The 15,055-nt window shown below is 67.7% G+C and carries 17 protein-coding genes, 1 pseudogene and 1 riboswitch; of the genes and pseudogenes, 5 read left to right on the forward strand and 13 right to left on the reverse strand.

Annotated elements, in window-relative coordinates; genetic code table 11:
• Positions 1–91: 91 nt before the first annotated feature.
• Positions 92–325, reverse strand: a complete 234-nt coding sequence (locus tag FBY21_RS24900; protein ID WP_142014557.1) for a hypothetical protein — start codon at positions 323–325, stop codon at positions 92–94.
• A gap of 173 nt (positions 326–498) precedes the next feature.
• Here FBY21_RS24900 and FBY21_RS24905 point away from each other — a divergent pair, with 173 nt between their 5' ends.
• Positions 499–1,083, forward strand: coding sequence for a YajG family lipoprotein (locus tag FBY21_RS24905; protein WP_044407415.1), 585 nt, complete (start codon positions 499–501; stop codon positions 1,081–1,083).
• A gap of 59 nt (positions 1,084–1,142) precedes the next feature.
• Here the strand turns inward: FBY21_RS24905 and FBY21_RS24910 are convergent, their stop codons facing one another.
• The 3 genes from FBY21_RS24910 to FBY21_RS24920 are packed head-to-tail and all read right to left on the reverse strand — an operon-like array spanning position 1,143 to position 2,212.
• Complete coding sequence (locus tag FBY21_RS24910) at positions 1,143–1,757, reverse strand: SOS response-associated peptidase (RefSeq protein ID WP_142014560.1); 615 nt, start codon at positions 1,755–1,757, stop codon at positions 1,143–1,145.
• Between the two features lie 12 nt (positions 1,758–1,769).
• Positions 1,770–2,030, reverse strand: coding sequence for a DUF2007 domain-containing protein (locus FBY21_RS24915; RefSeq protein WP_044407409.1), 261 nt, complete (start codon positions 2,028–2,030; stop codon positions 1,770–1,772).
• Positions 2,030–2,212: a CPXCG motif-containing cysteine-rich protein gene (locus FBY21_RS24920; RefSeq protein ID WP_074973461.1), complete on the reverse strand. Its 183-nt coding sequence runs from the start codon at positions 2,210–2,212 to the stop codon at positions 2,030–2,032. Before FBY21_RS24920 ends, FBY21_RS24915 begins: the two co-directional genes overlap by 1 nt.
• 107 nt (positions 2,213–2,319) lie before the next feature.
• Here FBY21_RS24920 and FBY21_RS24925 point away from each other — a divergent pair, with 107 nt between their 5' ends.
• Complete coding sequence (locus FBY21_RS24925; RefSeq protein ID WP_142014563.1) at positions 2,320–3,483, forward strand: 1-acyl-sn-glycerol-3-phosphate acyltransferase; 1,164 nt, start codon at positions 2,320–2,322, stop codon at positions 3,481–3,483.
• A gap of 69 nt (positions 3,484–3,552) precedes the next feature.
• Here FBY21_RS24925 and FBY21_RS24930 read toward each other — a convergent pair whose 3' ends face one another.
• The 3 genes and pseudogenes from FBY21_RS24930 to FBY21_RS30400 form a co-directional block, all read right to left on the reverse strand.
• Positions 3,553–3,837 (reverse strand): hypothetical protein, encoded by a 285-nt coding sequence (locus tag FBY21_RS24930; protein WP_069562258.1) that lies wholly within the window; start codon positions 3,835–3,837, stop codon positions 3,553–3,555.
• A gap of 177 nt (positions 3,838–4,014) precedes the next feature.
• Entirely contained in the window at positions 4,015–4,857 is an 843-nt protein-coding gene (locus FBY21_RS30395; RefSeq protein ID WP_371320969.1) for a methyl-accepting chemotaxis protein, read from the reverse strand.
• A gap of 12 nt (positions 4,858–4,869) precedes the next feature.
• Positions 4,870–6,144, reverse strand: a pseudogene (locus tag FBY21_RS30400) (HAMP domain-containing protein); the annotation flags it as partial.
• 176 nt (positions 6,145–6,320) lie between these two features.
• Between FBY21_RS30400 and FBY21_RS24940 the strand changes: the two are divergent.
• Positions 6,321–7,136, forward strand: coding sequence for a M48 family metallopeptidase (locus FBY21_RS24940; protein ID WP_142014569.1), 816 nt, complete (start codon positions 6,321–6,323; stop codon positions 7,134–7,136).
• A gap of 48 nt (positions 7,137–7,184) precedes the next feature.
• Here FBY21_RS24940 and FBY21_RS24945 read toward each other — a convergent pair whose 3' ends face one another.
• From FBY21_RS24945 to FBY21_RS24965, 5 genes are all read right to left on the reverse strand, one after another.
• Entirely contained in the window at positions 7,185–7,628 is a 444-nt protein-coding gene (locus FBY21_RS24945) for a ketosteroid isomerase-related protein (RefSeq protein WP_142014573.1), read from the reverse strand.
• Positions 7,629–7,733: 105 nt separating this feature from the next.
• Positions 7,734–8,315, reverse strand: coding sequence for a TMEM165/GDT1 family protein (locus FBY21_RS24950; RefSeq protein WP_107330527.1), 582 nt, complete (start codon positions 8,313–8,315; stop codon positions 7,734–7,736).
• Between the two features lie 95 nt (positions 8,316–8,410).
• A riboswitch (yybP-ykoY riboswitch) is annotated at positions 8,411–8,530 on the reverse strand.
• Positions 8,531–8,573: 43 nt separating this feature from the next.
• Entirely contained in the window at positions 8,574–10,070 is a 1,497-nt protein-coding gene (locus FBY21_RS24955; RefSeq protein ID WP_074973451.1) for an amino acid permease, read from the reverse strand.
• Between the two features lie 60 nt (positions 10,071–10,130).
• The gene (locus FBY21_RS24960) at positions 10,131–11,126 is read right to left on the reverse strand and encodes a class I SAM-dependent methyltransferase (RefSeq protein WP_142014576.1); all 996 of its coding nucleotides are present in this window, start codon (positions 11,124–11,126) and stop codon (positions 10,131–10,133) included.
• 48 nt (positions 11,127–11,174) lie between these two features.
• Positions 11,175–12,140: a 2-hydroxyacid dehydrogenase gene (locus tag FBY21_RS24965; RefSeq protein WP_074973447.1), complete on the reverse strand. Its 966-nt coding sequence runs from the start codon at positions 12,138–12,140 to the stop codon at positions 11,175–11,177.
• A gap of 79 nt (positions 12,141–12,219) precedes the next feature.
• Here FBY21_RS24965 and FBY21_RS24970 point away from each other — a divergent pair, with 79 nt between their 5' ends.
• The gene (locus FBY21_RS24970; protein WP_142014578.1) at positions 12,220–12,849 is read left to right on the forward strand and encodes a LysE family translocator; all 630 of its coding nucleotides are present in this window, start codon (positions 12,220–12,222) and stop codon (positions 12,847–12,849) included.
• Between the two features lie 134 nt (positions 12,850–12,983).
• Here the strand turns inward: FBY21_RS24970 and FBY21_RS24975 are convergent, their stop codons facing one another.
• The gene (locus FBY21_RS24975) at positions 12,984–13,766 is read right to left on the reverse strand and encodes an AraC family transcriptional regulator (protein ID WP_142014582.1); all 783 of its coding nucleotides are present in this window, start codon (positions 13,764–13,766) and stop codon (positions 12,984–12,986) included.
• 89 nt (positions 13,767–13,855) lie between these two features.
• On the opposite strand from FBY21_RS24975, the gene FBY21_RS24980 reads away from it, so the two are divergent.
• Complete coding sequence (locus FBY21_RS24980; protein WP_142014586.1) at positions 13,856–15,040, forward strand: MFS transporter; 1,185 nt, start codon at positions 13,856–13,858, stop codon at positions 15,038–15,040.
• The last annotated feature ends 15 nt before the right edge of the window (positions 15,041–15,055 follow it).

Consider the following 15,055-nt stretch of genomic DNA (forward strand, 5'->3'; position numbering starts at 1 on the left):
CGATCAGGAGTCGACCTTATAATCGGGGGGCGATTGTAGCGGAGAAAGCGGGCGTGTTGAGCGTTTCCCGTGACTTTTATTCATCCATCGGTCAGGCCGCCAACGCGCTGGGCCTGCGGGCGTCCCGAGTGGCCTGGGAGAGGCGTGCACGCACCGGCAGGGGCTGGCCGATCCAGGACGGGGAGGGCTCGTCCACCTCGACCCAGTGACCGCGTACCGGGGCCTGGGTGGCCTGGTGCAGGCCGCGGCAGATACCGGCCTCGTCCAGCAGGGCGAAGTGGCGGGGTTTGGCGCGGGGGGCCAGCAGGGACCAGAGTGACATCATCGTCGGGCTCTCCTTGGGTTCGGCACCGTTATCCCACTTGGGCGTGACAGGGTCATGACAGGAACCGCGCGGCCCCGGGCGCTGTCAGAACGCCATCGGCGTGTGCTCTGTCGGCGGGCCCGCCGGCTCGCTTATACTGCCGGCCTTTCGTTTCCGAACCTGGAGAATCAAGCATGCTGAACCGCGCGTTGCTCGGCCTGCTGGCCGCCCTCAGCCTGACCCTGGTCGGCTGTGCCCTCAGCCCGCAACAACTCAGCCCGCAACCCAAGCTCACCGGCCCGCTGACTCCGGTCGGCCAGGGCCAGCCGGTGGTGGTGCGGGTCGCCGATGGTCGTCCTTCCCCGGTGCTGGGCACCCGTGGCGGCCTGTACGCCGACACCAGCAACGTGACCGTGCAGGGCCAGGACATCCTGCCGCGCCTGCAGGCCGAAGCCGAGGCCGCCGTGCGTCTGCTGGGCTTCACCCCGTCGCCCAACGCCTACAACGCTCCCCAGCTGACCCTGACCCTGGCCGAGCTGAAGTACCAGTCGCCTAAGGAAGGCATGTACGTGACCGAGGCGGACATCAGCGCCACCTTCCGCGTCGACGTGCAGAATGCCACCCGCCGCTACAGCGGCCGCTACGGTGCTTCGCTGAACCAGCGCTTCGGCACCGCGCCGAACCAGGAGACCAACACCAAGCTGGTGAGCAATGTCCTGAGCGATGCGCTGACCCGCGCCTTCAAGGACCCGACCATCGGCCAGCTGCTGCTGCAGTAGGCCAGTCGATGACGAAAAACCCGGCCTTGAGCCGGGTTTTTTTGTGCCTGCGATTCGCGCTAGGCGGGGGTCAGGCACTCGGGGCCATCCAGCTTCGGGTCGTTGACCAGAGTGGCCAGGGCACGCTCGCGCAGGGGCGGGGTAGGGCCGTCGAGCAGGGCGTGGATCCTTTCCTGTGGGGTGTCAGCGTCCAGCCAGGCGCGCTGGCCGTCGGCGTCCAGCACCAGGGGGCGGCGCAGGTCGGCGGCCGGGCGGGTGATCAGGGCCAGGCTGAGGTACTCGGTGTCGCCGACCGGGAAAGGCTCCCAGAGTGCGGCGAAATGCAGCAGGGAGGTCTCGCCGCTGACCCAGTAGGGACGCTTGCGCACCCCGCGCCATTCATAGAAGCCGTTGGCCGGTACCAGGCAGCGGCGGCGGCGCAGGGCGTCGCGGAACATCGGCTGTTCGGCCACCGTTTCGGCCCGGGCGTGGGCAGGGGTGCGCGACAGGTCGGTCAGCCAGGCCGGGGTCAGGCCCCAGCGGGCCAGGTTCAGTCGCTGGATGCCGTCCTGCTGGCGCAGCATCAGTACCTGCATGTTCGGCGCGAGGTTCCAGTGCGGGCGCTGGTCGGCGGGGAAGCCGGGCAGGGCGGCGAAGTCGGGGGACCAGCGGAACAGGGCGAAACGTCCGGACATGGGCTTCTCGGTTCAGCACAACAGGGTGCCGGGGCAGCCTTCCGGCTCGTCCCCGGGCACGGGCGAGGCGGCATTGTACGTGGCGATCAGGCACCGTGCCTGTTCAGCGTCCGCCTCGTCCACCATCAGCCCCAGCAGCCCGGCACCGGGCAGCTCGCCAACGCCGCCGAGCAGGTGGGCACCGGCCAGGTGGGCGGTGATGCCCTCGCTGGCGAGCATGCCCAGCAGCAGCTGGGCCTCGATCAGGTCGCGGGGCTCGTAGATGCGCTGCATCACTCGTCCTCCCGGCGCACGTCCAGGCTCCAGTCGAGCCCGTCGGTGCGCAGGTCGAAGACGATGGGCCGGCAGCACACCGGACAGTCCTCGATGTACTGCTGGTCGCCGCCGGACAGGTCGAGCAGGGTGTCCACCGCTTCGCCGCAATATGGGCAGTCGTACGCTTGTGTCTCCAGCATGTCGCCATATTCCCCTGTGACTTGAAGGTATAATCGCCGGTCTACTTCTGGCCCCGGATTGCGGGGCGACATCCTTATCCACAGCCGCAGCAGAACAAGAGAACACGATGGGCGAATTCGAAGCCATCCGACCCTATGACGACGCCGAGGTGCCCGCGGTTCTGGCACGCCTGTTCGCCGACCCGGCCTTCATCGGGACGCTCACCCGCTACCGCTTCCCCCGGCTGGCGGGTCCGCTGGGCTGGCTGCTGAGGCCTGTTATAGCCCATCGGCTGCGCCGTGAGTTCCAGGGCATCGAGTCCGTGCATGCGCTGCAGGACAAGATCGAGCCCTACGTGGACACCACCATCGAGCGTGCCACCGATGGCGTCACCTACTCCGGAGTGGACCGGCTCAAGCCCGGCGGGGCCTACCTGTTCGTCGCCAACCACCGCGACATCGTGATGGACCCGGCCTTCGTCAACTACGCGGTCTACCACGCCGGCATCCCCACGCCGCGCATCGCCATCGGCGACAACCTGCTGCAGAAGCCTTTTGTCAGCGACCTGATGCGCCTGAACAAGAGCTTCATCGTGCACCGCAACCTGGCCGGGCGCCGCGAGAAGCTGGCGGCCTACCAGTTGCTGTCCGCCTACATCAACCATTCGATCCGCGAGGACGGCCAGTCGATCTGGATCGCCCAGGCGGAGGGCCGCGCCAAGGACGGGGATGACCGCACCGATTCGGCGATCCTCAAGATGTTCCACATGAGCCGCAAGGACGAGGCGTTCGCCGACGTGGTCCGCGACCTGCACATCGTCCCGGTGTCCATCAGCTACGAATACGACCCCTGCGACCAGGCCAAGGCCCGCGAGCTGTACATTCGCGCCACCACCGGCGGCTACGAGAAGGCGCCGGGCGAGGATGACGCGAGCATCGCCCTCGGCATCACCGGCTACAAGGGCCGGGTGCACGTGGCCTTTGGTGGCGAGATCGTCGACGAGGCGGTGGATGCCAAGCAGCTGGCGGCGGAGATGGACCGGCGCATCCTCACCGGCTACCGGCTGTTCCCGGTGCACTACCTGGCCTACGCGATGTGGGAAGGACGCGACGAGGCACTGGCCGTGCCGGCGCTGGAAAGCCTGTTCGGGGCCGAGGAGATTGTCCGTGCGCGGGCCGAGTGGCAGCGCCGCCTGAACGCCTGCCCCGAGGCGCATCGCCCGTGGCTGGTGCTGCAGTACGCCAACCCGGTGCGCAACCAGTACCGCACCCAGGCGGGCCTGCCGCTCTGAGGGCGAACAGGCCACAGCAAAACGGCGACCCTCGGGTCGCCGTTTTTCATTCTGCAGCGGACTGCGCGGTCAGAGCTGGGTGCTGGCCCAGGACACGCCGAGGGCCACGGCCAGGGTGAAGCTGCCGAAGGCGTAGAAGAAGCGGTTGATCTTCTGGCTGCGTTCGTCGACCGGGGCGTCCTGCTCCAGTTCTTCCAGATCGCTCTCCACCACCAGGCGGGCCGAGGCGCGTTGCTCGCGCAGCCGAGTGGCCATGAGCAGCCAGCTGCCGATGACGGCGAAGAACAGGGCCAGGCCGTTGACCGCCTGGTGCGGGTGGGCCTGGTAGAGGGACCAGAGTGCCTGCAGGGACATCATCAACTCCGCGGCAGGCACAGCCTGCGACTACGACCAGCGGGCCCGGGGCGGGCCACGAAAACGGCGGCGAGTCTAACGGAGGGGCGGGGCGGGGGCGGGGCGTTTCCGACGAAGTGCCGGGCCGTTCATCTTCCGGAAACCTCCCCGGCCCTGTGGCCGGGGAGGTGACGTGGGTCAGACCTTGAACTGGTTGATCAGCCGGCGCTGCTGCTCGGCCAGCTTGGTCAGCTCGGCGCTGGCTGCGGAGGCTTCATCGGCGCCGCCGGCCACCTCGTTGGCCACCTGGCCGATGTTGGTGACGTTGCGGTTGATGTCCTCGGCCACGGCGCTCTGCTCTTCGGCGGCGCTGGCGATCTGGGTGTTCATGTCGTTGATCACCGACACCGCCTGGGTGATGGACTCCAGCGCCTGGGCCGCCTCGCTGGCGGACTGCACGCTGGTGTCGGTCTTGGTCTGGCTGTCCTGCATGACCCGCACCACGTCGCGCGTCCCCTGCTGGAGCTGCTGGATCATGGTCTGGATTTCCTCGGTGGCCTGCTGGGTCTTCTGCGCCAGGTTGCGCACCTCGTCGGCCACCACGGCGAAGCCGCGGCCCTGCTCGCCGGCGCGGGCGGCCTCGATGGCGGCGTTGAGGGCCAGCAGGTTGGTCTGCTCGGCGATGCCACGGATGGCCACCAGGATGGCGTTGATGTTCTCGCTGTCCTTGGCCAGGTTCTGCACCACGCCCACGGCGCGGGCGATCTCCTCGGCCAGAGCGCTGATGGCGCCGGTGGTGCTCTGGACGATGCGCTTGCCGTCGTTGGCGGCCTGGTCGGCGTTGTTGGCTGCCTCGGCGGCCAGGGTGGCGTTGCGCGCCACGTCCTGGGCGGTGGCGGTCATCTCGTGGACGGCGGTGGCCACCAGTTCGATCTCGGCCAGCTGCTTTTGCACGCCCTGATTGGTGCGGATGGCGATGTCGGCGGTGTGCTCGGAGGAGTCGCTGACCTTCTGCACCGAGGTCACCACCTGGCTGATCATCGCTTGCAGCTTGGCGAGGAAGGTGTTGAAGCCGTTGGCGATGGCGCCCAGTTCGTCGGCGCGGTCGGAATGCAGTCGGCGGGTGAGGTCGCCCTCGCCCTTGGCGATGTCGTCGAGCATGGCCACCATCTGCCGCAACGGGCTGGCGATGCCGTAGCCGACGAACCAGATGATCACCAGGCCCAGGGCGGCGATCAGCAGGCCCACCAGGCTCATGCCGAGGATGTCGCTGTCGCGCTGGGCAGTGAGGTCGCCTTCGAGCTTTTGCAGGTCGGCCATCACCGTTTCCAGCGGCAGGTTGAGGCTGAGCATCCAGCGCGAATCGGTGCCGGCGACCTTGAACGGCACCAGCAGGAAGATGCGGCCATTCTCGCGGTCGATCTCGTAGGCCGGCTGGTCACCGCTGAGGTTGCGCAGGTTGTCGGCGATCACGCTGCCCAGCACCTGGTCGGCCGGCTCGCCCAGCTTGGCGGCGTTGGCGGTGTAGGCCACCAGGCGCTTGTTGTTGGCCAGCAGGGCCAGCTCGCCGGCACCGTTGTAGAGCTTCTTGTTGGCCTCGACCAGCAGTTGCTGGATGAAGTCCAGGGACAGGTCCGCACCCACTGCGCCCTTGAACTGGCCGTTGACCAGGATCGGCGCGTTGAAGCTGGAGAGCATCACCATCTTGCCGGCGAACTCGTAGGGTGCCGGGTCCACCACGCAGGGCTTGAGGGTTTCGCGCGGGCACAGGTAGTACTGACCCTCGCGCACGCCGGTGGGCAGGAGCTTCTCGCTTTCCAGGGTGGCGCCCAGCGGTTCGACCTTGAGGGCGTTGCCGTCGCGGTAGAACCAGGGCATGAAGCGGCCTGCTTCGTCGTGACCGGGGGTGCCGATGTTGTCGGCGTCGTTGCCGAAGGCATTGGGTTGCCAGCCGACATAGAGGTCGATCAGCTTGGGGTTGTTCGACAGCAGGTGGCGCAGCAGGTTGAGCAGCTCCTTGCGGGAGGCGCTGAGCGCCGGGCTACCGTCTTCGGCGGTCTGCCCCAGCAGGGCGTTGGTCTGGGCGACGGTGGCGGCGATGCTCATGGGCGCGGCCAGCTCGCGCTGGATGTCCGAGACCTGGGCGGCGGCCAGCGACTGCAGGCGTTCGGCGATGGCCTGTTCCAGCAGTGTTTCGGTCCGGGACTGCACCAGCTCCTGGGTCCGGGCGCCGGCGAAGAGGGCGTAGAGCACCAGGGCGACTACCACGGCGAGCACGCTGGCACCGGCCAGGGTGGCTACCGAAAACTGGATCGATCTGAATTTCATGGGAACTCCGTTCGCGTCTTTATTCAGCCAGCGCTGGGTTTATCGGCCGGACCGGGCGGGAGCATGAGCCCGTTGTCACAACAAAAGATAGTCACCTGGCCACTAGTCCGCTTCCTGGTTGCCTGGTATCGGTCCGGTCCTTACAGTACCGCGCAGTTCAAGCAGGAGAATGACAAGTGGCCAAGCCTCTTATCCTCGGCAGTCTCGCGCTGACCGTCCTTCTGGCAGGATGCCAGGCCGTGAATACCACCAGCGGCGGCGCCGTCGGTGTCGAGCGCAAGCAGTACATGTTCAGCATGCTGTCCGAGCAGCAGGTGAACCAGATGTATGCCCAGTCCTATCAGGAGACCCTGAACGAGGCCTCCCAGGCCGGCGTACTGGACAAGAGCAGCGCCAACGCCAAGCGCGTCTCGGCCATTGCCAAGCGGCTGATCGGACAGGTGTCCGTGTTCCGTCCCGACGCGGCCCAATGGGCCTGGGACGCCAACGTGATCGACAGCGACGAGCTGAACGCCAACTGCGGCCCGGGCGGCAAGATCATCGTCTACAGCGGGCTGATCGATCAGCTCAAACTCACCGACGACGAGCTGGCAGCGGTGATGGGCCACGAGATCGCCCACGCCCTGCGCGAGCACGGTCGTGAAGCCATGTCCAAGGCCTATCCCTTACAGATGGGGACCCAGCTGGGTTCGCTGCTGGGGGTGAGCAACGAAAACCTGCAACTGGCCAACGTCGGCGTGAAATACCTGATGACGCTGCCCAACAGCCGCGCCAACGAGAACGAGGCCGACCTGATCGGCCTCGAGTTGTCTGCCCGCGCCGGCTACAACCCCAACGCGACCATCAGCCTGTGGCAGAAGATGAGCAAGGCCAGCGAAGGGGCTCCGCCGGAGTTCATGAGCACCCACCCCTCGTCCAGCTCGCGGATCGCTTCCCTGCAGGCGGCGATTCCGAAGGTCATGCCCTTCTACAAGCAGGCCAAGGGCGGCTGATCGCTCCATCGATACCGCCGGCTCGTCGAGCCGGCGGTTCCCATTGCCTCAGGGCAGCGCTTTTTCCGCATAGGCGCGGCTGGCCAACCCCAGTTGGGCACGGAAGCTTTCCATGTCGAACATGGTGCATAGCTCCTGCACCTCCCCCAGGCTGTTGAAGGTCCAGAACGCCATGGCCGATATGCTCAGCACCCGGTCGCTGGGCGGGTAGCCCAGGGCGGGTTTCTGGATGCTGCCGATCAGGGTGCTCCAGGTGAACACCTTGTGGCCTTCGGCGATGCATTCCTCCACCACCACTTCCAGGTCGGGCATGGCCTCGCGGATCTCCTGCACCATCCCGGCGTAGCCGGCGCTGTCCAGCGTCCGTCCGAGGAAGGAACTCTTGTAGAGGAAGTCCTTGCTCTGCAGCTGCTCGGCCAGTGCCAGACGGCCTTTGTTCCAGGTGAGGTCGATGTGCTGGCGCACGACGCGTTTCAGGTCTTCGGTCGACATCCGCTGTCTCCTTCGCCGGTTCTGCAGATCGGCGGGAATCTACCAGTTGCCAACCGCCTGCCATTGGCCGAAACGCCGGCGTTCCGGCGTCAGCCAAGTGGCGAATCAGCTCGCGGTGGTCAGCATCCAGGCCTGCCACGCGGCGTAGACGGCGAGGACGCCGAAAGCGACGGCCGCGAGGCGGCGGATCAGGGCCAGGGGCAGGCGATCAGCGGCGAAGTTGCCGGCCAGCACCACGGGGACGTTGGCGATCAGCATGCCCAGGGTGGTACCGGCGACCACCAGCACGAAGTGCGGGTACTGCGCAGCCAGCATCACGGTGGCGACCTGGGTCTTGTCGCCCATCTCGGCGAGGAAGAAGGCGATCAGCGTGGTGAGGAAGGGGCCGTATTTCTTCAGGCCGGAGGCTTCATCGTCGTCCAGCTTGTCCGGCACCAGGGTCCACAGGGCCACGGCGGCGAAGGAGGCGGCGAGGATCCAGCCCAGGGTGGCGGGGGAGAAGAAGCCGGCGACCCAGCTGCCCACCGCACCGGCCGCGAAGTGGTTGGCCAGGGTGGCGGCGATGATGCCCCAGATGATCGGCCAGGGTTTGCGGAAGCGCGCAGCCAGGAGCAGGGCGAGCAATTGCGTCTTGTCGCCGATTTCGGCCAGGGCAACGATCAGGGTGGGGACGAACAGGGATTCCAGCATCAGGGTTCCTACGGGGGGCGGGTCGACTAATCACCATGACACACGCAATCTGCCCGCCCCGGGTCAGGTTGTGTGTGTCATAGGTCTTGTCAAACCGCTGGCCTGTCTGTGCAGGCTCGGGGTCGTCCGCGCCATGGTCTGTGGACCAAGTGTGTTGACGCGGACCGGGCGAGCAGGGCGCTCGCGGGAGACTACTCCCCTAGGACGGGGCGCATTTTGCACAAGGCGGGCTCGCTGGGCAAGCCCGCCGCCGGGTCAGTCGAGGGTGGGGCGTACGTCCATCTCGGCGTAGCGCACGAAACGGCTGCCCTTGCGCAGGCGGTAGCCCAGCCAGATCACCAGGAACAGCGGCAGGCTGATGTAGGTGGCCGCCAGGCCCACCCAGTTGATCTGCTCGCCCACCAGCGCCTCGTAGTTCTGCCCGAGGGTGATCGCCAGGCACAGGGCGAATGCGAACAGCGGGCCGAAGGGGAACAGCTTGGCGCGGTAGGGCAGGTCTTCCAGGCGGCCGCCCTGCAGCAGGTAGCCCTTGCGGAAGCGGTAGTGGGAGATGGCGATGCCCAGCCAGGCGATGAAGCCGCACATGCCGGAGGTGTTCAGCAGCCAGGTGTAGAGGGTGCTGTCGCCGACGATGGAGGTGAAGAAGCACAGCGCGCCCACCAGGGTGGTGGCGTACAGCGCGTTGCGTGGCACGCCGCTGTCGGAGAGGCGGGCGAACAGCTTCGGCGCCTTGCCCTGGAGGGCCAGGGTGTAGAGCATCCGCGTCGAGGCGTACATGCCCGAGTTGCCCGCCGAGAGGATGGCCGTGAGGATCACCGCGTTCATCACGCTGGCGGCGGCAGCGAAGCCGGCCCGCTCGAACAGCAGGGTGAAGGGCGACACGCTGATGTCGCTGGCCTCGTTCTGCAGCAGGCTGGGCTCGGTGTAGGGGATCAGCATGCCGATCACGAAGATCGCCAGGATGTAGAACATCAGGATTCGCCAGAACACCTGGCGGATGGCGATGGGGATGTTCTTGCGCGGGTTCTCCGACTCGCCGGCGGCGATGCCGATCAGCTCGGTGCCCTGGAACGAGAAGCCGGCGATCATCGCCACGCCGACCATGGCCTGCAGGCCGCCGACGAAGGGCGCCTCGCCCTGGGTGAAGTTGCTGAAGCCCGGGGACTGCATGCCGCTCATCAGGCCGAAGATGGTGGCCAGGCCGACGCCGATGAAGATCACCACCGTCACCACCTTGATCAGCGCGAACCAGAACTCGCTCTCGCCGAAGCCCTTAACCGAGACCACGTTCAGCGCGAACATCAGCGCCAGGAACAGCCCGCTCCAGTAGATGCCGGGCACGTCCGGGAACCAGAAATTCATGATCAATTGGGCTGCCACCAGTTCGGCGGCGATGGTCACCGCCCAGTTGTACCAGTAGTTCCAACCCAGGGCGAAACCGAAGCCATCGTCGACGAACCGGCTGCCATAGGTGCTGAACGAGCCGGAAACCGGCATGTAGGCGGCCATCTCCCCCAGGCTGGTCATGAGGAAGTAGACCATCAGGCCGATCAGGGCGTAGGCCAGCAGGGCGCCGCCGGGGCCGGCCGTGGCGACGGTGGCGCCGGAGGCGACGAACAGGCCGGTGCCGATGGAGCCGCCGATGGCGATCATGTTCAGGTGACGGGGCTTCAGCGCCCGGTGCAGGCCGTGGGCGGCCGGCGGGTTGGCAGTGTGGTCGGTCAAGGTAGAACTCCAGGGGTCCGGTCTCATGCCGGATGGGCGCGGCGGCCGGGGCCGCTCGTCGTGGGTAGATGCAGGAACGCCCGCCGCTCAGCGGCGGGCACGGTAGACGCGGAAGCCGTCGCCCTCCGCCAGGTTCTGGCAATTGCCGAGGGCCTGTTCGATGAGGGGCGGATAGCGCAGGAAGCTGTTGGCCACCAGGCGCAGCTCGCCGCCTGGGCGCAGGTGCTGGCCGGCGGCCCGCAGCAGGGTTTCGCTGGCCTGGTAGTCGGTGTGCACGCCCTGGTGGAAGGGCGGGTTGCTGACGATGGCGGCCAGCCCCTTGGGCGCGGCGTGGATGCCGTCGCCGGCGATCACTTCGGCAGCGAGGTCGTTGGCGGCCAGGGTCAGGCGGCTGCTGGCGACGGCGAAGGCGTCCACGTCCAGCAGCAGCAGTTCGCTGGTTGGGTAGCGGCGCTTGAGGCTGGCGCCGATGACGCCGGCCCCACAGCCGAAATCCAGCACCGGGCCGACGGGCAGGTCGTCGAGGTGCGGCAGCAGCAGGGCGGTGCCCCGGTCCAGGCGACCGTGGCTGAACACGCCGGGCAGGCTGACCACCTGCAGCGGTCCATCGGGCAGCTCCAGGTTGTAGCGCTGGGCCAGGCTGTTCAGGTCGGGGTGTTCGGGGGCCTGGTCGATACGCACCTGCCACAGCTGGCAATGGCGCGCGCTGTCCAGCTTGCGCGGGGTGCCGAAGGCGGCCAGCTGCTTGGCGGCACGCTCGATGCCGCCGCGCTTCTCGCCCACCAGGAACAGGTGACGGCCGGGCAGGCGGGCGGCCAGGGCGGCCAGCAGGTAATCGGTCAGTTCGCGGGACTTGGGCAGGAACAGCAGGGCTTGTTCGAAGGGCTCGTCCGGCGCCTGCACCCCGAAGGTGGTGCGGCCGGCGAAGCGGGCCTCCAGGCTGGCGTGCTCGCCCGCGTGCCAGCTCCAGCCCCGGGCCTGGGGCAGGGCGCAGAGCAGGTCGTCGGCGGGAAGACCCGCTGCCAGCAGCGGGCCCTGGAACAGTTCGGCCTGTCGAAGCACGACTTCGCTGCGCGGGTCCATGGGTCGGTCCTGATAAAAGCGGCGAACTTTACCAGAAACTCACCCGCCCTAGACGACCGTACGGCACGGGGTGCCCGCCAGCCAGGCCTCGGTGTTCTCGGTCATCTGCTCCACCATGCGCTGGCGCGCCTCGCGGCTGCCCCAGGCGTTGTGCGGGGTGACGATCAGGCGCGGGATGTCCACCGCCAGCAGCGGGTTGCCGTCCTTCGGTGGTTCCTGGGTCAGCACGTCGGTGGCGGCGCCCCCCAGGTGGCCGCTGCGCAGGGCGTCGGCCAGGGCGTGTTCGTCCACCAGGCCGCCCCGGGCCGTGTTGACCAGGAAGGCGCCGCGCTTCATCCGCGCCAGCGCGTGGGCGTCGATCAGGTGGCGGGTGTGTTCGGTCAGTGGGCAGTGCAGGCTGAGGAAGTCCACCTGCGGCAGCAGGTCCTCCAGGGGCAGGCGATCGGCCCGGTCCGGGCGGCCGGGCAGCGCACCCAGCAACACGCGCATGCCGAAGGCTTCGGCCAGGCGCGCCACCGCGCCACCCAGTTCGCCATGGCCGAGCAGGCCGAGGGTCTTGCCTTCCAGTTCGACGATGGGGTGATCCAGCAGGCAGAACTGGCTCGCCTTCTGCCAGCGGTCCTGGCGCACGTCGCGCTGGTAGTCGAGGAAGGCCGTGGCCAGGTTGAGCATCAGCATCAGGGTGTGCTGGGCCACGGAGGGCGTGCCATAGCCCCGGCAGTTGCTGACGGTGATGCCGCGCTGGCGGGCCGCCGCTAGGTCGACGTTGTTGGTGCCGGTGGCGCTGACCAGGATCAGCCGCAGGTCGGGCAGGGCGGCCATGGCGTCGGCGTCGATCACCACCTTGTTGGTAATCGCCACTGGCGCACCCCGGAGGCGCTCCACCACGTCGGCCTGGGCGCTCTGCTCGTGCAGCACCAGTTCGCCGAAGAGCTGGCGCAGGGGTGTCAGGTCGAGGTCACCGAGGTCGAGGGAGGCGTGGTCGAGGAACACGGCGCGGAGGCTGTTGGTCATCAGCTGTACCTTTTTCCGAGGCTTGGGGAGGCGTAAGGTGGCCAGCCTAACAGACCCTTGGCTCGAATCTGGAGGCGCCATGTACTGGACGGAATTCCTCACCGTTGCCCTGATCCACCTGCTGGCCGTGGCCAGCCCGGGACCGGACTTCGCCATCGTGGTGCGCGAGAGCGTGGCCCATGGACGGCGCGCCGGGACCTGGACGGCGATCGGCGTGGGCACGGGAATCTTCGTCCACGTGGCCTATTCGCTGCTGGGCATCGGCCTGATCGTTTCCCAGTCCATCGTGCTGTTCAACGCGCTGAAATGGCTGGCGGCGGCCTACCTGCTGTACATCGGCATCAAGGCCCTGCGGGCGCGCCCGGCCGACCCGGCGGCGGCCGAGGTGGAACTCACCCGCGAGGTGCGCAGCCCGCGCGGTGCCTTCGTCACCGGCTTCGTCACCAATGGGCTGAACCCCAAGGCGACGCTGTTCTTCCTCTCGCTGTTCACCGTGGTCATCAATCCCCACACCCCGCTGACGGTGCAGGCCGGCTACGGCCTCTACCTGGCCTGTGCCACCGCCGTGTGGTTCTGCCTGGTGGCGATGCTGTTCAGCCAGGAGCGTGTGCGCAGCGGCTTCGCCCGGCTGGGCCACTGGTTCGACCGCCTGATGGGCGCCGTGCTGGTGGGCTTGGGGATCAAGCTGGCGTTCACCTCGATGAAGTAAGCGCTCCACCTCGCAACTATGGGCTTCGCACAGCTCAGCCCATCCTACGGAGCGTGGTGAGCACCCGTAGGATGCGGTGAGCTCGGCGAACCGCATCACTGCCACCCGCGCCCCGCCAGGCAGCATCTGGCACATCAGCCTTTCTCCAGCGTCGCCAGCAACCCCAGGCTGGCCACGTATTCCCTCGGGTTTTCCCCCAGCAGGCGGCGGAACATGGCGCTGAAGGCGCGGCCGCTGCCGTAGCCCAGGTCGTGGGCGACCTGCTGCACGCTGTGTCCGGCCAGCAGGCGCGGCAGGGCTTCGGTGAGGCGCAGCTGCTGGCGCCAGTCGTTGAAGCTCATGCCCAGCTCCTGGGCGAACAGCCGGCTGAGGGTGCGGGTGCTGGCGCCCACCTCCAGGCTCCAGTCGTCGAGGGTGCGGGTGCTCTCCGGGGTTTCCAGCAGGGCCAGGCAGATGGCTTGCAGGCGTCGGTCCTGGGGCATCGGCAGGTGCAGGGGCATGCGCTCCACTGCGGCGATCTCGTGGAGGATCAGGCGCTGCACCAGGCTGCGGTGTTCGTCATCGGTATCGCCGGCCTCCAGCGCCACCAGGCGCAGGATCAGTTCGCGCAGCAGCGGCGGTACCGCCAGCACGCAGCAGGCATCGAGATTCGGCGGTGCGGCGTCGGCGGCGATGAACAGGGTGCGCATCTGCACCTGCCCGGACATGAAGATCTGGTGCTCGATACCCGGTGGGATCCACACCGCGCGGGTCGGCGGGATGACCCAGGCGCCGGCCTCGGTGACCAGGCGCATCAGCCCCTGCGCCGCGTAGAGGAATTGCGCCTGGTTGTGCAGGTGCAGGTCGACATGGGCGCCGTCGGGGTAGTCGAGGGCGACGGCGCCGATCCGGCCCTGGGGCAGATGGTCGATGAACATGGCTGTTCCGATGATCTTTTTGGCAGAACGTTGCTAAGCGGCCAACCTAGCATGGCGGTCCACAACAACCAAACAGCAGCGAAACTGCCATGAACCGACCGCGTACCGTCATCCGCTTCATCAACGCCGCCCACATCATCGACCACATGTTCATGCTCATCTTCCCTGCCGCCGTGCTGGGCATGACCGCTACCTTCGAGCTGTCCTACGCCGAACTGATCGGGCTGTCCCTCGGCGGCTTCATCGCCTTCGGGGCCTGCTCGCTACCGGCCGGCTGGCTGGGGGATAAATGGAGCCGCCGCCACATGATGCTGGCGTTCTTCCTCGGCATCGGCGGCGCGGCGATCTTCACCGGGCTGAGCCGCAGCACGCCGATGCTGGTGCTGGGGCTGACGCTGATGGGCGTGTTCGCCGCCATCTACCACCCGGTGGGCACGGCGATGCTGGTGGCCCATGCGCAGAACCGCGGTCGCGAGATCGGCATCAACGGCATGTGGGGCAACCTGGGCGTGGCGTTCTCGGCGCTGGTCACGGGCTTTCTCACCGCGCATTTCGGCTGGCGCGCGGCGTTCATCCTGCCGGGCGCTTTGTCGGTGGCCATTGGCGTGTGGTTCGCCCTCTGCGTAAGGGACGAGGCGTCTCCCGTCGCAGCGGCCGGCACCCATCGGGGTGGCGGGGCGGGGCAGGTGTCGATGCGCCTGGTGTTCGGTGTGCTGGCGCTGGTGACGGCCACCGGCGGGGTGATCTTCAACGCCTCGACCATGACCTACCCGAAGCTGTTCCAGGAGCGCCTGGTGGACCTGTTCGCCTCGCCGGAAAGCCTCGGCATCGTCGTCAGCATCGCCTACGCCTTCGGTGCCGTGGCGCAGTTGCTGATGGGCCGTGTGCTGGATCGCTACAGCCTGAAGCTGCCGTTCGTGGTGATGACCCTCTGCCAGGGGCCGTTGCTGGTGGCCATGGCCTATGCCGATGGCTGGGCGGTGATCGCCCTGGGCGCCGCCTTCATGTTCGCGGTGTTCGGCCAGGTGACGGTGAACGATGCGATGGTGGCGAACTTCGTCGCGCCGCAGTGGCAGGCGCGGGTCTTCGCGTTGCGCTACTTCCTGTCCTTCGGCGCCAGTGCGGCGGCCATCCCGATGATCGCCTTCATCGAACCGCGCCATGGGCTGGTGGGGCTGTACCTGGTGCTGGCGGTGTTCGGTGCGCTGACCTTCGCGGCGGCGCTGGTCTTCCCGAGGACGCCGGCCCACGCGCCCAGGGCGGTGCCCGCCTGAGGCGCGCCCCGGCGG

Origin of the sequence: Pseudomonas sp. SLBN-26 (assembly GCF_006715895.1) — a bacterium.
GTDB lineage: Bacteria > Pseudomonadota > Gammaproteobacteria > Pseudomonadales > Pseudomonadaceae > Metapseudomonas > Metapseudomonas otitidis.